Origin of the sequence: Streptomyces sp. 142MFCol3.1 (assembly GCF_000424945.1) — a bacterium.
Classification (GTDB): Bacteria; Actinomycetota; Actinomycetes; order Streptomycetales; family Streptomycetaceae; genus Streptomyces; species Streptomyces siamensis.
Genome location: NZ_AUKV01000015.1, coordinates 151,356 through 168,784, shown reverse-complemented (window position 1 = coordinate 168,784; position 17,429 = coordinate 151,356). Strand labels below are relative to the sequence as shown.

Genomic DNA, 17,429 nt, shown 5'->3' with positions numbered 1-17,429 from the left:
CGTCACGCCCCTGTGAGCTTCGCGAACTTCGCTTCGTAGGCCGTCTCTTCCTTCGGCGACAGTGCGCGGAAGGAATGCGATTTCGCGGCCATGGCCTTGTCGGGAATGATCAGCGGATTGTCCGCCGCGGATTTGTCGATCTTCGCGAGGTAGGGCTTCACTCCGTCGACGGGCGACACGTAGTTGATGTACGCGGCGAGCTGGGCGGCCGGCCCGGGCTCGTAGTAGTAGTCGATGAGCCGCTCGGCGTTCGTCTTGTGGCGCGCCTTGTTCGGGATCAGCATGTTGTCGGTCGACGTCATGTATCCGCTGTCCGGGATGATGAAGTCGACGTCCGGGCTGTCCGCCTTGAGCTGGACGATGTCACCGCCCCAGGCCACGCAGGCCGCCAGGTCGCCCTTGGTGAGGTCGGACGTGTAGTCGTTGCCCGTGAAGCGCCGGATCTGGCCCTTGTCGACGCCCTTCTGGATACGGGCGATCGCCGCGTCGTAGTCGTCGGCGGTGAACTTCTCCGGGTCCTTGCCCATGTCGAGCAACGTCATGCCGATGCTGTCCCGCATCTCCGACAGGAAGCCGACGCGCCCCTTGAGCTTGGGGTTGTCGAGCAGGTCGGAGACCGACTTCACCTCGATGCCGTCGAGCGCCTTCTTGTTGAAGGCGATGACGGTGGAGATGCCCTGCCACGGGTACGAGTAGGCGCGGCCCGGGTCCCAGTCGGGGTTGCGGAACTGCGCCGACAGGTTGGTGTAGGCGTGCGGCAGGTTGGCCGGGTCCAGTTTCTGGACCCAGCCCAGGCGGATCAGGCGGGCCGCCAGCCAGTCGGTGAGGACGACGATGTCGCGTCCGGTGTCCTGACCCGCGGACAGCTGCGGCTTGATCTTCCCGAAGAACTCGTTGTTGTCGTTGATGTCCTCGGTGTACTTGACCTTGATGCCGGTCCGCCGGGCGAACGCGTCGAGCGTGGGGTGGTGCTTCTCGCTCTCGTCCACGTCCATGTACTCGGTCCAGTTGGAGAAGTTGACGGTCTTCTCCTTGGCCGAGTGGTCCTCGGCGGACGTGCCGCCCTGCGTCTTGCCCGCCGCGGGTATCCCGCAGCCGCTCAGTGCCCCGAGACCGCCCACGGCGAGGGCTCCGCCCGCGGAGGCGCGCAGCAGCGAACGGCGGGTGAGGGAAGCCCTGCCGTTCCGGAAGCTGCGCCGCATCGCGGCCAGTTGAACCGGGGACAGGCGTTCGGGCTCGTGGTGCTCCATGCTCTGATGCCCTTTCGGAAGGATCGCGGCCGTGGTCGCGGCCTGGTCTGCCGCTCGGCCGTGGCCGAACGTCGCACCGGCTAGGGCCGGTCCCCGAAGATGGTGCGGTGCCAGTCCTTCTCGGCCACCGCGGTGTTGTCGAACATGACGTGCTTGACCTGTGTGTACTCCTCGAAGGAGTACGCGGACATGTCCTTGCCGAAGCCGGACGCCTTGTAGCCGCCGTGCGGCATCTCGCTGATGATCGGGATGTGATCGTTGACCCAGACGCAGCCCGCGTTGATCTCGCGGGTCGCGCGGTTCGCCCGGTACACGTCGCGGCTCCAGGCGGAGGCCGCGAGCCCGTACGGGGTGTCGTTGGCGAGGGCGATGCCCTCGTCGTCGGTGTCGAAGGGCAGCACGACGAGCACCGGACCGAAGATCTCCGCCTGCACGATCTCGCTGTCCTGGGCGGCGTCGGCGACGAGCGTGGGCGCGTAGTACGCCCCCCTCTTGAGGTCGCCCTCGGGGGCGCCCCCGCCGGTCACCACGCGCGCGTAGCCGCGGGCCCGGTCGACGAAACCGGCGACGCGGTCGCGCTGGGCGTGCGAGATCAGCGGGCCGAGGTCGGTGCCGGGGGCGAACGGGTCGCCCAGCCGCACGCTCTCCATCAGGGCGGCGGTCCGGCGCACGAACTCGTCGTGGAGAGGCCTTTGTACGTACGCGCGCGTGGCGGCCGTGCAGTCCTGGCCCGTGTTGATGAGCGACCCGGCGACCGCGCCGTGCACGGCGGCGTCCAGGTCGGCGTCGTCGAAGACCACGAAGGGGGCCTTGCCGCCCAGTTCCAGGTGCAGCCGCTTGACGGTCGAGGTGGCGATCTCGGCGACCCGCTTGCCGACGGCGGTGGACCCGGTGAAGGAGGTCATCGCGACGTCGGGGTGCCCGACGAGGTGTTCGCCGGCCTCCTTGCCCAGGCCCGTGACGATGTTGACGACACCGTCCGGAATCCCCGCCTGCGTGGCCGCCTCGGCGAACAGGAGCGAGGTGAGCGGGGTCAGTTCGGCCGGCTTCAGGACGATCGTGTTGCCCGCCGCGATGGCCGGGAGGATCTTCCACGCGGCCATCTGGAGCGGGTAGTTCCACGGCGCGATGGAGCCGACGACGCCGATCGCCTCACGGCGGACGTACGACGTGTGGTCGCCGGAGTACTCCCCCGCGGACTGACCCTGGAGGTGCCGGGCCGCGCCCGCGAAGAACGCGGCGTTGTCGATCGTGCCCGGCACGTCGAACTCGCGCGTCAGCTTGAGGGGTTTGCCGCACTGGAGGGACTCGGCCTGGGCGAACTCCTCGGCGCGCTCGGCGAGCACGGCGGCGAAGCGGTGCAGCGTGTCGGAGCGCTCGCCCGGGGTGGCGCCCGACCAGCCGGGGAACGCCTCGCGCGCGGCGGCGACGGCCGCGTCGACGTCGGCGGTGCCCGCCAGTTCGTACGTGTAGACCTTGTCGCCGGTGGCGGGGTCGACGACCGCGTACGTACGGCCGGAAGTGCCCTTGGTCAGCCGGCCCGCGATGTACTGCGCGCCGTCCGCGAAGCGGTCCTGCGCCTGGAAGCGATGGCCCGGATTGTGCATGTCGCTCTCCTCCGCCGTCCTCCCCGTCTCCGCGAGGGGCCGGCGTAGCTCCAGCTCGATTTGAGTGCCGATCCTGACAGAGCCACGGGACGCCAACAAGTGATTCCGTTGTTGCCTTTTGGTTACGCGACGGAATCTGTCGACCAGGTGTCGAGTCCCGCCGATGAAGGCGGGACGGAATGTCAGTGGTGCGTGCCACAGTGGCGTGCATGGGGAAGATCGATTCTTGGGTAGCACTGGTCAGCGAGGTCGAATCGGGGGCAAGGGTCAAGTACCTGCACTTCTGGGGTCACCGTCCGCGACCGGACGGCCGGGTGGGCGCGAGCTGTCTGAGCCAGTGGTGGCCGTCACCGTTCGTGGTCGAAGGTGTCGAATACGCGACGGCGGAGCACTGGATGATGGCCTCGAAGGCGCGGCTGTTCGGTGACGCGGAGGCGGAGCGCCTGGCGCTGGACGCCGCGAACCCCGCGCTCGCCAAGAAGGCCGGAAGGCTGGTGCGCGGCTTCGACGACGTCATATGGGAGCGCGAGCGGTTCGGGATCGTGGTCGAGGGCAGCGTCCACAAGTTCCGGGCCCACGCCGATCTGCGGGAGTTCCTGCTGGGCACCGGCGAGCGGGTGCTCGTCGAGGCGAGCCCGCTCGACCGGGTGTGGGGCATCGGACTGGCGGCGGACGACGAGCGGGCCGCCGATCCCGCCCGGTGGAGGGGGCCCAATCTGCTCGGGTTCGCGCTGATGGAGGCCCGGGAGCGGCTTCGCTAGCAGCCGTCCCGCGGCGCACCCGACACGGTCGAATCCCTCGTCGCCCACATGGACCGCCGCGACGCAGCGGTCTCCGTGGGATGTCCTACCGGGACCGCTCGCTCACGAGCGAGGTGGAGAAGCCGCCGTCACCGCCCGGGCCGCCGTCGCCGTCGTCGTCGGGCGTCACGATGAGGAAGACGAGCATCGCGATCCCCAGAGCGATGCCGACGGCTCCGCAGATGATCCCGGCCAGGGCCTGCCCCGGGTTCGTGGCCTCGCCCCGGCGCGCCTTGCGCCGCCCGATCGCCCCGAAGATCACCCCGAGGACGCCGAGGACGATGGCGAGCGGCCACAGACAGAACACCGCCGCCGCGATGATGCCGAGCACCAGACCTGCGGTGCCCATGCCATTGCTCGGCGCGGGCGTCCCCGGCCATCCATAGCCGGGGAAGCCCTGGTAGGAGCCATGCGGCGGGGCGGGTGCGTAGTGCGCGTGGTCGTAGGGGAACCTGCCGGGGCCGTCGGGGGATATCGGAGGCGGCGGAACCGGCTCTCCCGGGGCGGGCTGCGGGTACGGAGTGTGGGCCGCGGGAGGCGCGAAGGGGTCACCCGGGGCGCCCGGCGGGCCCGGTGTCGGGCCGCCCGGGAAGGCCGACTGCGGCGGCGGGGCGAAGGGGTTGTCCCAGGCGCCGGGTGTCCCGGGCCCTGGCGCGCCGGGCACGGAGGTGACCGTGGGCCCGTCGTGCACGGGGTGCGGCGCCGGTGCGGAGCCCCACCCGGAGGGCACCGTGTCCGTGGGCTCCGCGGGCGGAGCCCACGGATCGAACGCCTGCGGCGGAGTGCGGTCGGGCTTGCCGAGCGACACCGGGTCCGCTCCCGCACGCACCGGCGCGGGCCCCGGCTGCCACCCGCGGGACTCGGCCGGCACGGGGTGCTCCCCTGGCCCGGCGGGCCGGTCCGAGGTGTGGCCCTGTCCCGGCTCGGGAGCCTGAACCGACCCGCGGGCCTCCCCTGATGCAGGGTGCTCCCCCGGCGAGGCGGGCCAGTTCGAGGTGACGTGCTGTCCCGGCGCGGGGGCCTGGCCCGACGCGTCGTCATGTCCCGGCGCGGGGGCCTGGCCGGACGCAGGGGGCCGGTCCGACGTGGGGGCCTGTTCCGGCGCGCGGGTCTCCGTCGGTGCCGGGGGCTGACCCTGTCCTGATACGGGGGATTCTCCCGACTCGGCAGCTTTGCCCGCCGTGGAGGCCTGTTCCGACGTGGGCGGCGCGCTGTCCGGGGACGGCCCGCCCGGTGACGCCCAGGCGGCGGCGTCGCGGGGCGCTTCCGGCGTCCGGGCGTCGTCGGGCATGCGCGAGTCCCCTCAGTCGTACGTTCCGTCATGCTAAGGCCCGGGACCGGGGCCGGGCCGCTCGGGCGTCCGCCTACGATGATCCCCGAGTCACCGATCAGCCGATCACCCGCGTCCCGTCGACCACGGTCCGGGGACGCCGTTCCGGGGAGGAACCTTGACCGACCGCCACATCGCACGCGACGGCGCCCGCGATCTGCACGCCTTCATCGCCGGACTGCCCAAGGCCGAACTGCACGTGCACCACGTCGGCTCCGCCTCCCCGCGCATCGTGTCCGCCCTGGCCGCCCGGCACCCCGACTCCAAGGTGCCGACCGACCCCGAAGCCCTCGCGGACTACTTCACGTTCACGGACTTCGCCCACTTCATCCAGGTGTACCTGTCCGTGGTCGACCTGGTCCGCACCCCGGAGGACGTGCGGCTGCTGACGTTCGAGGTCGCGCGGGACATGGCCCGCCAGCAGGTCCGCTACGCCGAGCTGACGATCACTCCGTGGTCCTCCACGCGCCGCGGCATAGACGAGCGGGCTTTCATGGACGCGATCGAGGACGCCCGCAAGGCGGCCGAGGCCGAGCTCGGCGTCGTCCTGCGCTGGTGCTTCGACATCCCGGGCGAGGCCGGGCTGGAGGCCGCGGAGGAGACGGTGCGGCTGGCCACCGACGACCGGCTGCGCCCGGAGGGACTGGTCTCCTTCGGACTCGGCGGCCCCGAGATCGGAGTTCCGCGGCCGCAGTTCAAGCCGTACTTCGACCGGGCCATCGCCGCCGGACTGCGTTCCGTGCCGCACGCGGGCGAGACGACCGGTCCCGAGACGGTCTGGGACGCGCTGAACGACCTGCGCGCGGAGCGCATCGGACACGGCACGAGCTCCGCCCGGGACCCGAAGCTGCTCGCCCACCTCGCCGAGCACCGCATCGCGCTGGAGGTCTGCCCGACCTCCAACATCGCCACCCGCGCGGTCCGCACCCTCGACGAACACCCTCTCAGGGAGTTCGTCGAGGCCGGGGTGCCCGTCACCATCAACGCCGACGACCCGCCGATGTTCGGCACCGACCTCGACAACGAGTACGCGGTCGCCGCCCGCCTCCTCTCCCTCGACGAGCAGGGACTCGCCGCCCTCGCCAGGAACGCGGTCGAGGCCTCGTTCCTGGACGCGGACGGCAAATCCCGCCTCACCGCCGAGATCGACACCTACGCCTCGGCCTGGCTCACTCCCTGACGCGACACAATGGGCCCATGCGCACCGTGACTGCCGTGGCCCATCGCGGCGCCCCCTACCGCGTCCGGGAGAACACGCTCGACTCCCTGCGTTCCGCGCTCCGACTGGGCGCGGACGCGGTCGAGATCGACGTACGACTCACCCGCGACGCCGTACCCGTCCTACTGCACGACGCGACGCTGAAGCGCCTGTGGGAGCAGGACCGGCCGCTGCGCTCACTCTCCTGCGCCGAGGTGCGCGGGCTCACCGGGGGCGGCGTGCCGACGTTCGCCGACGCCCTGGCCGCGACCGGGGACAGCCGGGTCATGGTCGACCTGCCCGGCCCGGTCGACGTGAGGGCGGCGCGCACGGTCGTCGACGTGGTCCGGACGTGCGGCGCGGAGGAGCGGGTGTACTACAGCGCGGGCGCCGAGGCGATGCTCGCGGTGCGGGCCGCCGACCCCGGCGCGGAGATCGCGCTGACCTGGACGACGCTCGCGCCGCCGCGGCCCGGCCTTCTGGCCGCGGTGCGTCCGCGCTGGCTCAACTACCGTTTCGGACTGGTGACCCGGGAGCTCACCGCCCGCGTCCACCGCGGCGGCCACCTGCTCTCCGTGTGGACGCCGGACACGCGCCGCTCCATGCGGCGGCTGCTCGACCTGGGGGTCGACTCCATCACGACGAACCGCATCGACGCGCTCTGCTCCCTGCGCAGGGACTGAGCCGGCGGGACCCGTGCGGCCACCGGGCGACGACCGGCCGCCGCGCCACCGGGGTTCACGGGCGACGCGGGGCGTGGCCGAGGCCTTCGCGTGGCCCGCGCGGTACGTGAGCGAAGCCGTCACGCGCGCCGCCCGGACCGTGACGGCCGCCATCGCGCGGACCGTGACCGAGGCCCTGGTGCCGTCCGCGCGGACCACACCATCGCGCACGCCGCGCGGACGGCCGCGCAGGAGCGAGCCGACGGGGCGCGTCCTCGTCGCCGATCTCCAGGCCTGCGGGGTCGTCCAGCGGAGGTGACGGATGGTTGACCACGGGTGCGACGACGGCGGGTTCGAGCGCCATGGTCAGGGCGCAGTTGCCGGGGCCGGGGAGTGACGGCACGGGGGGGGTTCCGACGAGCGGGCCGGGCATGAGGGCGGGCACGAGCGGCCGCTGGAGGAACGGGTCTTGCGGGCGGGGCTCGGCACGACCCCTAGGGGCGACCCTCGGGCGGGCACCAGGGACCGCCCCCTCCCTGGTGAGGATCCGGCGCGCAGCAGGCGGCCGGAGGATGAGCGGCATCGACCTCGACCGCCCCACCGCCCGCAGGAGTGCCCGATGCCCCACCGCCGTACCGCAGTTGTCGTCGCCGCCGCTGTCTGTGTCGGCCTCGCCGCCGGACCGCTGAGCGCGCCCGCGTTCGCCTCCCCCACCGCCCGGGGCCCCGTGGCGAACGCGCAGCGGACGGGCGGACCCGACGCCGGGGCGCTGCGTGCCGCGCTGGCCGGCCTCCCGGACGGGGACGCGACCGCGGCTCTCGTGCGCGTCGGCGGCACCGACGGCGCCTGGCGCGGCAGCGCGGGCGTGCACGATCTGCGGAGCGGACGGGCGGCCGACCCGGACGCCCGGTTCCGGGCGGGGTCCACCACGAAGGTCGTCACCGCGGCGATCGTCCTCCAACTGGCGGCCGAGGGCAGGGTCGACCTGGACGCCCCTGTGCAGCGCTGTCTCCCCGGATTGCTGACGTCCGCCTTCGAGCCCGTCTCCGTACGCCAGTTACTGAACCACACGAGCGGCATCCAGGCGGGCGACGGCTTCGGCGACTCCTTCGAGGACGCGTACGCGCACCGCTTCGACACGCTCACGCCGCGACAGGTCGTGGCCTCTGCGGTGGCCAAGGGGCCGGAGTTCCGGCCGGCGAGCCGACAGCACTACCTGAACATCAACTACACCGTCCTCGGCATGCTGATCGAGAAGGTGACCGGCCACTCGTACGCGCACGAGGCGGACCGCAGGATCCTGCGGCCCGCCGGGATGCGCCACACGTACTTCCCCGGCACGGATCCCCGTATCCAGGGGCGGCACAACCACGGGTACCAGGCCGTGCGGAAGGCGGACGGCACGACGGAGTTCCTCGATGTCACCGACTGGAACCAGGCGGACCGGTGGGCGGCCGGCGACATGATCTCGACGACCGCCGACCTGGAACGGCTGATCACCCGCCTCTTCCGCGGGGACCTCGTTCCCGGACCGCAGCTGGAGGAGATGTTCACCGTGCCGACGGGCATCGAGGGCGCCGACATGAGCGCGGGGCTGCAGCGCTTCGAGTACGGCGGCGCGGTCTACTGGCTCAAGTCGGGTGCCCGCTACGGCTACAGCACGGCCGTCGCGGCCACCCGGGACCTGTCGCGCACCCTCGTCTACTCGGTGAACTCCACCGACGCGAAAGGCGAGTCCATGAACCCGGTGGCCCAGCGGATCGCGATGGCCGCGCTCAGGCAGCCGGAGCCGGAGGGACGTGCGGACCGGGAGCCGGCGAAGGAGCGGGGTTCGCGGTGAGCGCCTCCAGCCGCTTGATCCTCTTGCGGACGATGTGGAGCGGGATCACTCCGAGGACACCGAAGGACATGTCGATCACGCTCCACCAGAAGGGAATTCCGCGGATCGGCCCGCAGATCAGGGCGAGAGGAACGATGCCGGCGCAGGCGATCATGCCGAACTCGACGACCCAGATGTTGCGGACCGGGTCGCGGTAGGGCCCCCAGAAGGCGGTCGCGATCATCAGGTGGGCGAAGGCCAGCCAGTCCGTGCCGTACAGCAGGAACGGGTAGTCGGAGTCGGCGGCGTCCAGCCCCTGCCGCACCCGCTCGATCCAGTCCGTCAGGGCGGGCAGGTGTTCGGGCACGGACAGGGACCTCAACAGGTCTTCCGTCCAGCGCAGTTCGTGCACCAGGGGGAAGGCCGTGGCGCCGCTGAGCACCAGGCAGACGACAAAGAAGACCAGCCATGCGCGGATGCCCTTGAGGAGGGCGGCTCTGTCGCTCATGGCAGCAGCGTACGCCCATTCTTGAACGTGTTCAAAACTGCCCTCGGCCGAGTCGCGTACCGGCCGCACCGGGAACGACGAAGGCCCGGACCGTCATGGTCCGGGCCTCGCGCGCTTCAGCCGAAGTCCTAGGCGCCGCTCGCCTCGAGCATGTCCTCACGCTCGACGATCTTCACGCGGTCGCGGCCCTGCGGCTCCCCCAGCGCCTTCTCCGCGGCGTCGAGCCGATACCAGCCGTCCCACGTGGTGAAGCGCACCTCCCGCTCCGCGAGGAACGCGTCCACGGCCTCCGGCTCGGGCGACACCGGGGTGTGCAGCCGGCCGTTCGCGTGGTCGTCCAGCAGGCTGGCGACCGTCTCGTTGGCATCGCCCTTGGTGTGACCGATCAGACCCACCGGGCCGCGCCGGATCCAGCCGGTGACGTACGTCGACCGGAGGTGCTCCCCGCTGTCCTCGATCACGCGGCCGGCCTCGTCGGGGACCGTGCCCGAGTCGACGTCCCAGGGCAGCTTGGGCAGGCTGTCGGAGAGGTAACCGACGGCGCGGTAGACGGCGGTGACCTCCCAGTCCTTGAACTCGCCGGTGCCCTTCACGTTGCCGGTGCCGTCGAGGGCGGTGCGTTCGGTGCGCAGTCCGGCGACCTTGCCGTCCTCCCCGAGGATCTCGGAGGGCGACTCGAAGAAGTGCAGGAAGAGCTTGTGCGGACGATCCCCGGTGTCGCGGATGGCCCAGTTCTCCAGGGTCTTGGCGACCATGTCGGCCTGCTTGTTGCCGCGCCGGGTGGCGATGGAGCCCTCGTCGTAGTCGATGTCCTCGGGGTCGACGATGACCTCGATGTTCGGCGAGTGGTCGAGCTCCCGCAGCTCCATCGGACTGAACTTCGCCTGGGCGGGGCCGCGACGGCCGAAGACGTGGACCTCCAGGGCCTGGTTCGCCTTGAGGCCCTCGTAGACGTTCGGCGGGATCTCGGTCGGCAGCAGCTCGTCCGCGGTCTTGGCCAGCACGCGTGCCACGTCGAGCGCCACGTTGCCGACGCCGAGGACGGCGACCTTGCGCGCGTCGAGCGGCCAGGTCCGCGGCACGTCCGGGTGCCCGTCGTACCAGGAGACGAAGTCCGCCGCGCCGTACGAGCCGTCGAGGTCGATGCCGGGTATGTCGAGCGCCCGGTCCGCTGTGGCGCCCGTGGAGAAGATCACCGCGTCGTAGAACGCGCGCAGGTCGTCCAGGTTGAGGTCCCGCGGGTAGTCGACGTTGCCGAAGAGCCTGATCTGCGGCTTGTCGAGCACCTGATGCAGGGCCGTCACGATGCCCTTGATGCGGGGGTGGTCGGGCGCGACGCCGTAACGGATCAGACCGAACGGGGCCGGCATCCGCTCGAAGAGGTCGATGGACACTCCGGGCTCGGCGGCCACTGCGGATTTCAGCAGCGCGTCGGCGGCGTAGATCCCGGCCGGGCCGGCTCCGACAATGGCTACCCGCAGAGGGCGAGGCATGATCAGGTTCCCTTCGAGCAGGGGCAGGCGGACTCGACGGGAAGCCTAAGCTAAGGCAAGCCTAAGTCAGTAGTCGGGTCCGGGCTATGACCTCATAAGGCAGCCTTATGGGGCGAAGGCCCTGCTCCACGACGGCCCCTCTGCGGCCCGGCGTGCGCGTGCCGCGCACGGCCCGACCGGCCTGTCCCGCCCGCCCGACGGGGCCCCGCACGCACGCTCGGCGCACCGGACGCGGCGCCGGTCACCTCCCCGGCCCGGACGCGCCGGGCGCGCGCACCTGACGCCGCCGGGCCGTCCTCCGGGCGACGCCGGGCGTGATGCCGGGCCGCCCTCCGGGCGACGCCGGGCGCTGTTCTGACAGGCCCTAGGATGAACCCGATGAAGAGCCGCGAGCAGGCCCCCACCGCCCGGCCGCCCGTGCGGCGGTGGCGGGCGCTGCTCGTCCTCGGCCTGCTCGCCGGACTGCTGGGCATGCACGCCCTCGCCCCCGGCGGCGGCGTCCCGGAGCACGATCACGCCCGGCCCATGGCGGCCACCGCCACCCCGCACGACGACTGCCCCGACGGCCACTGCGGCACAAGCCACGTCCGGCACGCCGACTCGACCTGCGCGTCGGGGGCCGTCGGCGGCGGACCGGTGCTGCCCGCGCTCGCGCCCGACCCGTCGGCCGTCCCCGCCCGCGCCCACGCCGCGTGCCCGTCGTCGGCCGATACGCCCGACGGCGCACGCGCGCCACCCTCACTCGCCGAACTCCAACTCCTGCGGATCTAGAGGCACCCGGCACCGCGCCGACACCGGCGCGGTGCTCAGGCACGCCCGGATCAGTACGTCACCTTCCCCTTGCAGGAGTTCACGCATGTCCGACAAGTCCACCCGCGCACGCCGCGCCGCTCTCGTCGCCGTCGCCGCGACCGCCGCGCTCGTCCTCACCGCCTGCGGAGGCGACGGCGGCCACTCAGGTCACTCCGTGGCGTCCCCGTCCGCCAGCGCCGACCCGGTCGGCGGCCCCCACAACGCGCAGGACGTCTCCTTCGCGCAGGGCATGATCCCGCACCACCGGCAGGCAGTGGAGATGGCGGCGCTCGCCTCCCACCGGGCCGCCTCCGCCGAGGTCAAGGACCTCGCCGCACGTATCGAGAAGGCCCAGGGCCCGGAGATCACGACCATGACCGGCTGGCTGAGGTCCTGGGGCGCGAAGGTGCCGGCCGCGGGTGCCGCGGCCGGCATGCCCGGCATGGACCACTCCGGCCACTCCGGCATGTCCGGAATGATGTCCACGAAGGACATGGACGCGCTGAAGGCCGCCTCCGGCAAGGAGTTCGACACCATGTTCCTGACCATGATGGTCGAGCACCACAAGGGCGCCGTCGAGATGGCCGGCACCGAGAAGGCCAAGGGCGGGTCCGGCCCTGCCACGTCGATGGCCGACGACATCATCACGGCCCAGAACGCCGAGATCACCGAGATGAACGGGCTGCTCGGCCAGGGCTGACGCCGCTTCAGGGGGCCGGTGCAGGCTCCGGCCCCCTGTCGGCCCGAGACGCTCCGGGTCCGCCGACGGCGCCCGGCGCCCCCGCGTACGCGTCTGCCCTGCCCGATGGGGCCGGGGGGGGAACCGCGAGGCGTCGTATGTTCACGGTTCGACCATTTTTGGGCAACGTGGGCCGATATCGCTGTGCGACGGCGGGATATGGGTGACACTGGGCGGCGGAGGGGGGACAGGCGCGACGAGAGCTCTGCGGACGCGCCATCCCGACGTGTCGCGCCGCCTTGGGGAAGGCGGCGCGGGGACCAGCGGGGGGATCCATGACGCAGTCACTTCCTGAGCAACGCCTCGCCCGGGAGCGGGCGTTCGCGGGGAGTGGGCCGCCTCCGCTCGTCGTGATCGGGGCCGGCCCGTACGGGCTGTCGGTGGCGGCGCACCTGCGGGCCACCGGCGTACCGGTACTCGTCTTCGGTGAGACGCTGGGCAGTTGGCGGCACGCCATGGCCACCGGAATGTTCCTGAAGTCGACACCGGACGCCGTCGATCTGTCCGCCCCGGTACCCGGTGCCCGGCTGGCGGACTTCCGCCGCGCACAAGGCGAGCCGCAACTGACCGAGCTCACGCCGATCCCGTGCGACGTCTTCGTGCGCTACGGGCAGTGGTTCCAGAAGCACCACGTCGGCGAGGTGGACCCCGCCCGGGTCGTGAGCGTCGACCGGGCCGCGACGGACTCCGGGTTCACGGTCCGGCTGGACGACGGCCGGGAACTGGCCGCCGCGGCCGTCGTCGTGGCCACCGGCCTGAACGGACTCGCCCATGTCCCGGCGGAGTTGATGCACCTGTGCCCCGGCGGGGCGGGGCGCGGGGCTCTCGTGTCGCACACGAGCCATCACAGCGACCTGTCGCCGTACGCCGGCCGGCGCGTCGCCGTGATCGGCGGCGGCCAGTCCGCGCTGGAGAGCGCCGCGCTGCTGCACGAGGCCGGCGCCGAGGTGCAGGTACTGGTCCGCGAGGACCACGTGCTGTGGGGCAGGACGCCGGAGCCGGGCCGCGCCCGGTGGCGGCGGCTGGCCCGCCCCTGTTCACCGCTGGGCACGGGCTGGATCCTGGCCGCGGTGTGCAGGGCTCCGGGCGCGGTGCGGCGGCTGCCCGCCGCGGTCCGGATGCTGCTGTTCCGGCGGGCGCTCGGGCCGTCGGGCGGCTGGTGGCTGCGGGACCGCGTGGAGGGCGTGTTCCGGGTGCGCACCTCGTGCCGTGTCACCCGGGCCGAGGCCGCCCGGTCCGGCGTGCGTCTGGAGGTCGCCGGGCCAGGCGGTGCGTCCGAGGTCCTCACCGTCGACCACGTGCTCGCGGCCACGGGCTACCGGCTCGACCTGGACGCGGTGCCCTTCCTGTCCCCCACGCTGCGCGGCGCCCTGGCGTGCGCCCCGGGGTCGAAGGCACCTCGCCTGAAGGCGGGCTTCGAATCCTCCGTTCCCGGCCTGTACTTCGCCGGCTCGCTCGCCGCCCCGACGTACGGACCGATGATGCGGTTCGTGGCCGGCACGGAGTACGTCGCCACGCGCATCGCCACGCACGCCGCCCGACGGGTCACCCCGCCCTGACCGCGGCCCGGCTGCCGCCGGGGGCTACCGCCGGGGGCCGCTCTCGGGTGTGCCCGCCCGGCTCCGGGCCGCCGACGGCGCGACGGTCGGCGTGGGCGAGGCGGCGGGGGTGGGCACGACCCGGCCGTCCGGGGCGCGGGACTGCCCGTTCTGTCGGCTCGGGGTGGGGCGGGACGTGACCGCGCCGGTGGGCCGCGAGGGGACGGGCGACGCGGACGGAGTGGGGGGCGGCGACGGGGCGGGAGCTGCCGTACGGCCGTCGGCGGGCGGCGGAGCCAACGGGACCGCCGGGGAGGCCGGGGCCGAGGGCGCGGCCAGGTGGAGAGGCAGCGCGACGAGGACGGCGACGGCGCAGGACACGCCGAGCCCGACCGCGGCACGCAGCAGCCTGCGGCGGGCCGCGGCACGGCGGACCGCCTCGTAGCGGCCGGCGGGCGGTCCGAGGAATTCGGAGGGCGGCCGCAGGATGACCGCGAGGGGGTCGTCGGGTCCGGACTCCGGGCCGTCGTCAAAGCGTGTGGTCAAGGCTTCTCCTCAGGTGGACACGGAGCAGTTCCCGGGCCGCGTGGAGGTCGGCCTTGACGGTTCCTTCCTTGCGCCCGGTCAGTTCGGACACCTCCCGGATCGGCATGTCAGCGTAGTAGTGCAGCAGGATCGGGACGCGCAGCCGCTCGGGCAGCGACTGCACCAGCAACCGCACCGACGGATCGGCCTGTTCGGTGTGGGGGCGGACGGCCGCCTCGGTGGTGGCACGGCGCACGGCCCTGCGCTCGCGCTCCAGCTTGCGCCAGTGGTCCCGGACGAGGTTGGCCGCGGTGACGTAGAGGAAGCCGCGCGGCTCCTCGACGGACGTCCAGCGGGCCCACAGCCGGGTGAACGCCTCCGAGGCGATCTCGTGGGCCGTCTCGTCGTCGTCGACGAGACGGCGGCACCAGCCGGCCAGGCGCGGGTAGAGGGCGGCGAAGAGTTCGGACGCTGCCTTGTCGCGGGACCGTTTCAACGCTCTCCATGGTCGTGATGGCACTCGTGGGGAAGGATGCCGGGCCGGCGGCGTACGTTCCGCCGGCCCGGCACAACTGCCGTCGGGTCAGGGGGTGGCGGAGCGCAGCGCGGCGAAGACGATGACGTTGTCGAGGTATCCGTCGCCGGTCCGGGCACCGCCGCAGGTGATCAGGCGCAGCTCCGGGCGGTCCACGTCCCCGTACACGTCGTCCGCGGGGAAGTCCGCCTTGGCGACGGTCCGTACGGCGCTGACGGCGAACTCCGCCGCCGTGCCGTTCTCCAGGCGCGCCACGATCCGGTCGCCCCGGCGCAGCCGTGCCAGACGGCGGAAGACCCCGTCACCGTAGGCCCCGACCGTGACGTGGCCGAGGATGACCGACGGGCCGGTCTGACCGGGTGTCGGGGAGTGCCGGTACCAGCCCGCCCGGTCGTGCGCCGTGACGGGAGGCACCTGCACGGCGCCGTCCGCCGCCAGGCCGAGCCGCATGACCGGGGTGTCGACCCCGATGGCCGGGATCCGCAGCCGGACCGGGGCCGAACGCGCGAGGGCGTGCGGGGCCGTGGAGGCGGCCCGCGACGGCGCCGGCACGATCCGGGTGTGCCGCGGGGCCGCCGTCCCGTGGGCCGGTCGGCCGCCGCAGCCCGCGAGCAGCGCGGCCGCCGTCGCCGCACCGAAGGCGCGCCTGGAGAGCGGGGTCATGCCCCGGTCGCCCGGCGGCGGCGTACGACGAAGACCGCCCCGCCGCCCGCGACGAGCGCCGCGGCGGCGGCTGTACCGATCAGCCCGCTCCCGGGACCGGATCCCGGGGTCTCGGCAGCCGTCACGCCGGTGTCGGGCGCACCCGACGGCCTGACGGAGACCTGGCCCGGGGAGGGTGCGCGGGTGGGCGCCGGGCTCGACGCGCGCGTGGGCACCGGGCTCGGTGCGCGGGTGGGCTCGGCGCTGGGCACCGGGGACGGCTCGCTGCTCGCCCGGGTGGGGGCGGCGCTCGGGCTCGGGGACGCACCGTCGGCGAACGCGGGCACGGTGCCCGCCAGTACGGCGGTGCACGCGAATGCCGCGGCGCTGAGGACAGTTCGGCGCATGGGATCGCTCTCTCTCGTCGGTCCGCCCGGCCGGTGCCGGGCGGGATCACGGATCGAGCGCAGAGACGAGGCGGCACCGGGGCAGGTTGTAAAGAACGGGCAAAGTCGCCGGCCGTCCGAATTCCCGGGGGACGGCAGGGAGGGGTACGGGTCACGGGCCGGCCGGACCTCGGCAGGGGGCGGGGTGCCGGTATCGGCGGCCGCGCCGCGGCGCGTCGGACTCGACGTGCCCCCGCGGTTCCCCAGAATTCCCGGACATCCCAGTACATTTCCAGCTACCGCTGAGAGAGGTCACCGGCAGACGGGGGCAGAGGATGAGCACGGACGACCGCGCCGCGGTGACGACCGGGATCGCGCGACTGCACGCCTCGCCCGGACTGGCCGGACCCGGCCGCATCGGGCTCGTGACCAACCACACCGGCGTCCTCCCCGACCTGCGTCCGGCCGCGCCCGCGCTGCTCGACGCCGGCGTGCGGCTGGTCGCCCTGTTCGGTCCCGAGCACGGGCTGCACGGAACCGGCCAGGCGGGCGAGAACGAGGCCGCGCAGGCCGACCCCGCCACCGGACTGCCGGTCCACGACACCTACCGGTGCGACGGCGAGCGCCTGGACCAACTGCTGCTCGACAGCGGCGTGGACGCCCTGGTGTACGACCTCCAGGACATCGGGGCGAGGTTCTACACCTATGTGTGGACCATGTTCGACCTGCTGGTCTCGGCGGCCCGCACGGGCGTGCGGTTCGTCGTCGCGGACCGGCCGAATCCCCTCGGTGGACTCGTCAGCGAGGGCCCGCTGCTCGACCCCGGATGGGCCAGCTTCGTCGGGCGCGCCCCGATGCCCGTCCGGCACGGCCTCACCTGCGGTGAGGCCGCCCGCCTCCTGAACGCCTCGCTCGTCCCCCAAATGGCGGGCACCGCGGCCGACTTGACGGTCGTCGAGGCGGCCGGCTGGCAGCGCGCCTCGGACGCGGAGGCCACCGGCCTGCCCTGGGTGGCGCCCTCGCCGAACATCCCGACGCCCGCGACCGCCACCGTCTACCCCGGCACCTGCCTGTTCGAGGGGACGAATCTCTCGGAGGGCCGGGGCACCACGCAGCCCTTCGAGATCGTCGGAGCCCCGTACATCGACGCGCGGTTCGCGCCCGCGCTCGCCGAACTCGCCCTGCCCGGAGTGCACTTCCGTGATCTGCGGTATGTACCGACCTTCCACAAACACGCCGGACGGCCGCTGCGCGGGGTCCAGCTCCACATCACCGACCGCGAGGCGTTCGCCCCCGTACGCACCGCCGTCGCGATGCTCGCCACGCTGCGGCGGCTCTACCCCCACGAGTTCGCCTGGCGCGGCACGGACGGCGGCGCGGAGGGGACCGGCCACCGTCATTTCGTCGACCTGCTGTGGGGGTCCGACCGATTGCGCCGCACGGTCGACGCGGGCGACGACCCGCTGCCGCTGTGCGATCCGCCGGGGCCGCCCGGCCGGTGGGCCGGGGACGACGTGCTGCTCTACGCCTGAGACCTGCCGCCCCGGCGGTGCCGCCCGGCTCGCCCTCGCGGACCGCGTGCCGAGTGCCGTGGCACGGAGCGCC

17 protein-coding genes and 1 pseudogene are annotated in these 17,429 nt (G+C 73.1%); 9 read left to right on the top strand and 9 right to left on the bottom strand.

Annotated features, from left to right (window positions below; genetic code table 11):
* Window positions 1-2: 2 nt before the first annotated feature.
* Window positions 3-1,250: a polyamine ABC transporter substrate-binding protein gene (locus tag H305_RS0123225; RefSeq protein ID WP_028802500.1), complete on the bottom strand. Its 1,248-nt coding sequence runs from the start codon at window positions 1,248-1,250 to the stop codon at window positions 3-5.
* 80 nt (window positions 1,251-1,330) lie between these two features.
* Window positions 1,331-2,857, bottom strand: coding sequence for a gamma-aminobutyraldehyde dehydrogenase (locus H305_RS0123220; RefSeq protein ID WP_028802499.1), 1,527 nt, complete (start codon window positions 2,855-2,857; stop codon window positions 1,331-1,333).
* A 179-nt stretch (window positions 2,858-3,036) separates the two neighbouring features.
* On the opposite strand from H305_RS0123220, the gene H305_RS0123215 reads away from it, so the two are divergent.
* Entirely contained in the window at window positions 3,037-3,618 is a 582-nt protein-coding gene (locus tag H305_RS0123215; RefSeq protein ID WP_028802498.1) for an NADAR family protein, read from the top strand.
* An 85-nt stretch (window positions 3,619-3,703) separates the two neighbouring features.
* Here H305_RS0123215 and H305_RS54070 read toward each other — a convergent pair whose 3' ends face one another.
* Window positions 3,704-4,528 carry a DUF4190 domain-containing protein gene (locus H305_RS54070; RefSeq protein ID WP_199791442.1) on the bottom strand — a complete coding sequence of 275 codons (825 nt, stop codon included), beginning with the start codon at window positions 4,526-4,528 and terminating at the stop codon, window positions 3,704-3,706.
* 524 nt (window positions 4,529-5,052) lie between these two features.
* Between H305_RS54070 and H305_RS0123205 the strand changes: the two are divergent.
* The 4 genes and pseudogenes from H305_RS0123205 (at window position 5,053) to H305_RS46815 (ending at window position 8,687) form a co-directional block, all read left to right on the top strand.
* Window positions 5,053-6,167: pseudogene (locus H305_RS0123205) on the top strand (adenosine deaminase).
* Between the two features lie 17 nt (window positions 6,168-6,184).
* A complete protein-coding gene (locus H305_RS0123200; RefSeq protein WP_028802496.1) occupies window positions 6,185-6,868 on the top strand; it encodes a glycerophosphodiester phosphodiesterase in 684 nt (227 codons plus the stop codon).
* 106 nt (window positions 6,869-6,974) lie between these two features.
* The gene (locus H305_RS53475; RefSeq protein ID WP_158690564.1) at window positions 6,975-7,166 is read left to right on the top strand and encodes a hypothetical protein; all 192 of its coding nucleotides are present in this window, start codon (window positions 6,975-6,977) and stop codon (window positions 7,164-7,166) included.
* Window positions 7,167-7,466: 300 nt separating this feature from the next.
* Entirely contained in the window at window positions 7,467-8,687 is a 1,221-nt protein-coding gene (locus H305_RS46815; RefSeq protein ID WP_051370850.1) for a serine hydrolase domain-containing protein, read from the top strand.
* On the opposite strand, the gene H305_RS46810 is transcribed toward H305_RS46815, so the two are convergent.
* Window positions 8,623-9,174 carry a hypothetical protein gene (locus tag H305_RS46810; protein ID WP_037765012.1) on the bottom strand — a complete coding sequence of 184 codons (552 nt, stop codon included), beginning with the start codon at window positions 9,172-9,174 and terminating at the stop codon, window positions 8,623-8,625. The two genes, H305_RS46815 and H305_RS46810, sit on opposite strands and share 65 nt — an antisense overlap.
* Before the next feature lie 128 nt (window positions 9,175-9,302).
* A complete protein-coding gene (locus H305_RS0123180; protein WP_028802494.1) occupies window positions 9,303-10,667 on the bottom strand; it encodes an FAD-dependent oxidoreductase in 1,365 nt (454 codons plus the stop codon).
* Between the two features lie 378 nt (window positions 10,668-11,045).
* Here H305_RS0123180 and H305_RS0123175 point away from each other — a divergent pair, with 378 nt between their 5' ends.
* From H305_RS0123175 to H305_RS0123165, 3 genes are all read left to right on the top strand, one after another.
* The gene (locus tag H305_RS0123175) at window positions 11,046-11,438 is read left to right on the top strand and encodes a DUF6153 family protein (protein WP_028802493.1); all 393 of its coding nucleotides are present in this window, start codon (window positions 11,046-11,048) and stop codon (window positions 11,436-11,438) included.
* A gap of 85 nt (window positions 11,439-11,523) precedes the next feature.
* Complete coding sequence (locus H305_RS0123170) at window positions 11,524-12,159, top strand: DUF305 domain-containing protein (RefSeq protein WP_028802492.1); 636 nt, start codon at window positions 11,524-11,526, stop codon at window positions 12,157-12,159.
* Between the two features lie 314 nt (window positions 12,160-12,473).
* On the top strand, window positions 12,474-13,757 hold the full coding sequence (locus H305_RS0123165; RefSeq protein WP_028802491.1) for an FAD-dependent oxidoreductase: 1,284 nt from the start codon (window positions 12,474-12,476) through the stop codon (window positions 13,755-13,757).
* A gap of 24 nt (window positions 13,758-13,781) precedes the next feature.
* Here the strand turns inward: H305_RS0123165 and H305_RS0123160 are convergent, their stop codons facing one another.
* The 4 genes from H305_RS0123160 to H305_RS0123145 all read right to left on the bottom strand — a co-directional run bounded on the left by H305_RS0123160 (window position 13,782) and on the right by H305_RS0123145 (window position 15,845).
* On the bottom strand, window positions 13,782-14,282 hold the full coding sequence (locus tag H305_RS0123160) for a hypothetical protein (protein ID WP_028802490.1): 501 nt from the start codon (window positions 14,280-14,282) through the stop codon (window positions 13,782-13,784).
* Window positions 14,266-14,757: an RNA polymerase sigma factor gene (locus tag H305_RS0123155; RefSeq protein WP_028802489.1), complete on the bottom strand. Its 492-nt coding sequence runs from the start codon at window positions 14,755-14,757 to the stop codon at window positions 14,266-14,268. Before H305_RS0123155 ends, H305_RS0123160 begins: the two co-directional genes overlap by 17 nt.
* 87 nt (window positions 14,758-14,844) lie before the next feature.
* Window positions 14,845-15,459 carry a class F sortase gene (locus H305_RS0123150; RefSeq protein ID WP_028802488.1) on the bottom strand — a complete coding sequence of 205 codons (615 nt, stop codon included), beginning with the start codon at window positions 15,457-15,459 and terminating at the stop codon, window positions 14,845-14,847.
* The gene (locus tag H305_RS0123145) at window positions 15,456-15,845 is read right to left on the bottom strand and encodes a hypothetical protein (protein ID WP_028802487.1); all 390 of its coding nucleotides are present in this window, start codon (window positions 15,843-15,845) and stop codon (window positions 15,456-15,458) included. The genes H305_RS0123150 and H305_RS0123145 overlap by 4 nt, the downstream gene beginning before the upstream one ends.
* A 314-nt stretch (window positions 15,846-16,159) precedes the next feature.
* Here H305_RS0123145 and H305_RS0123140 point away from each other — a divergent pair, with 314 nt between their 5' ends.
* Window positions 16,160-17,356 (top strand): exo-beta-N-acetylmuramidase NamZ domain-containing protein, encoded by a 1,197-nt coding sequence (locus tag H305_RS0123140; RefSeq protein ID WP_028802486.1) that lies wholly within the window; start codon window positions 16,160-16,162, stop codon window positions 17,354-17,356.
* Window positions 17,357-17,429: the final 73 nt, after the last annotated feature.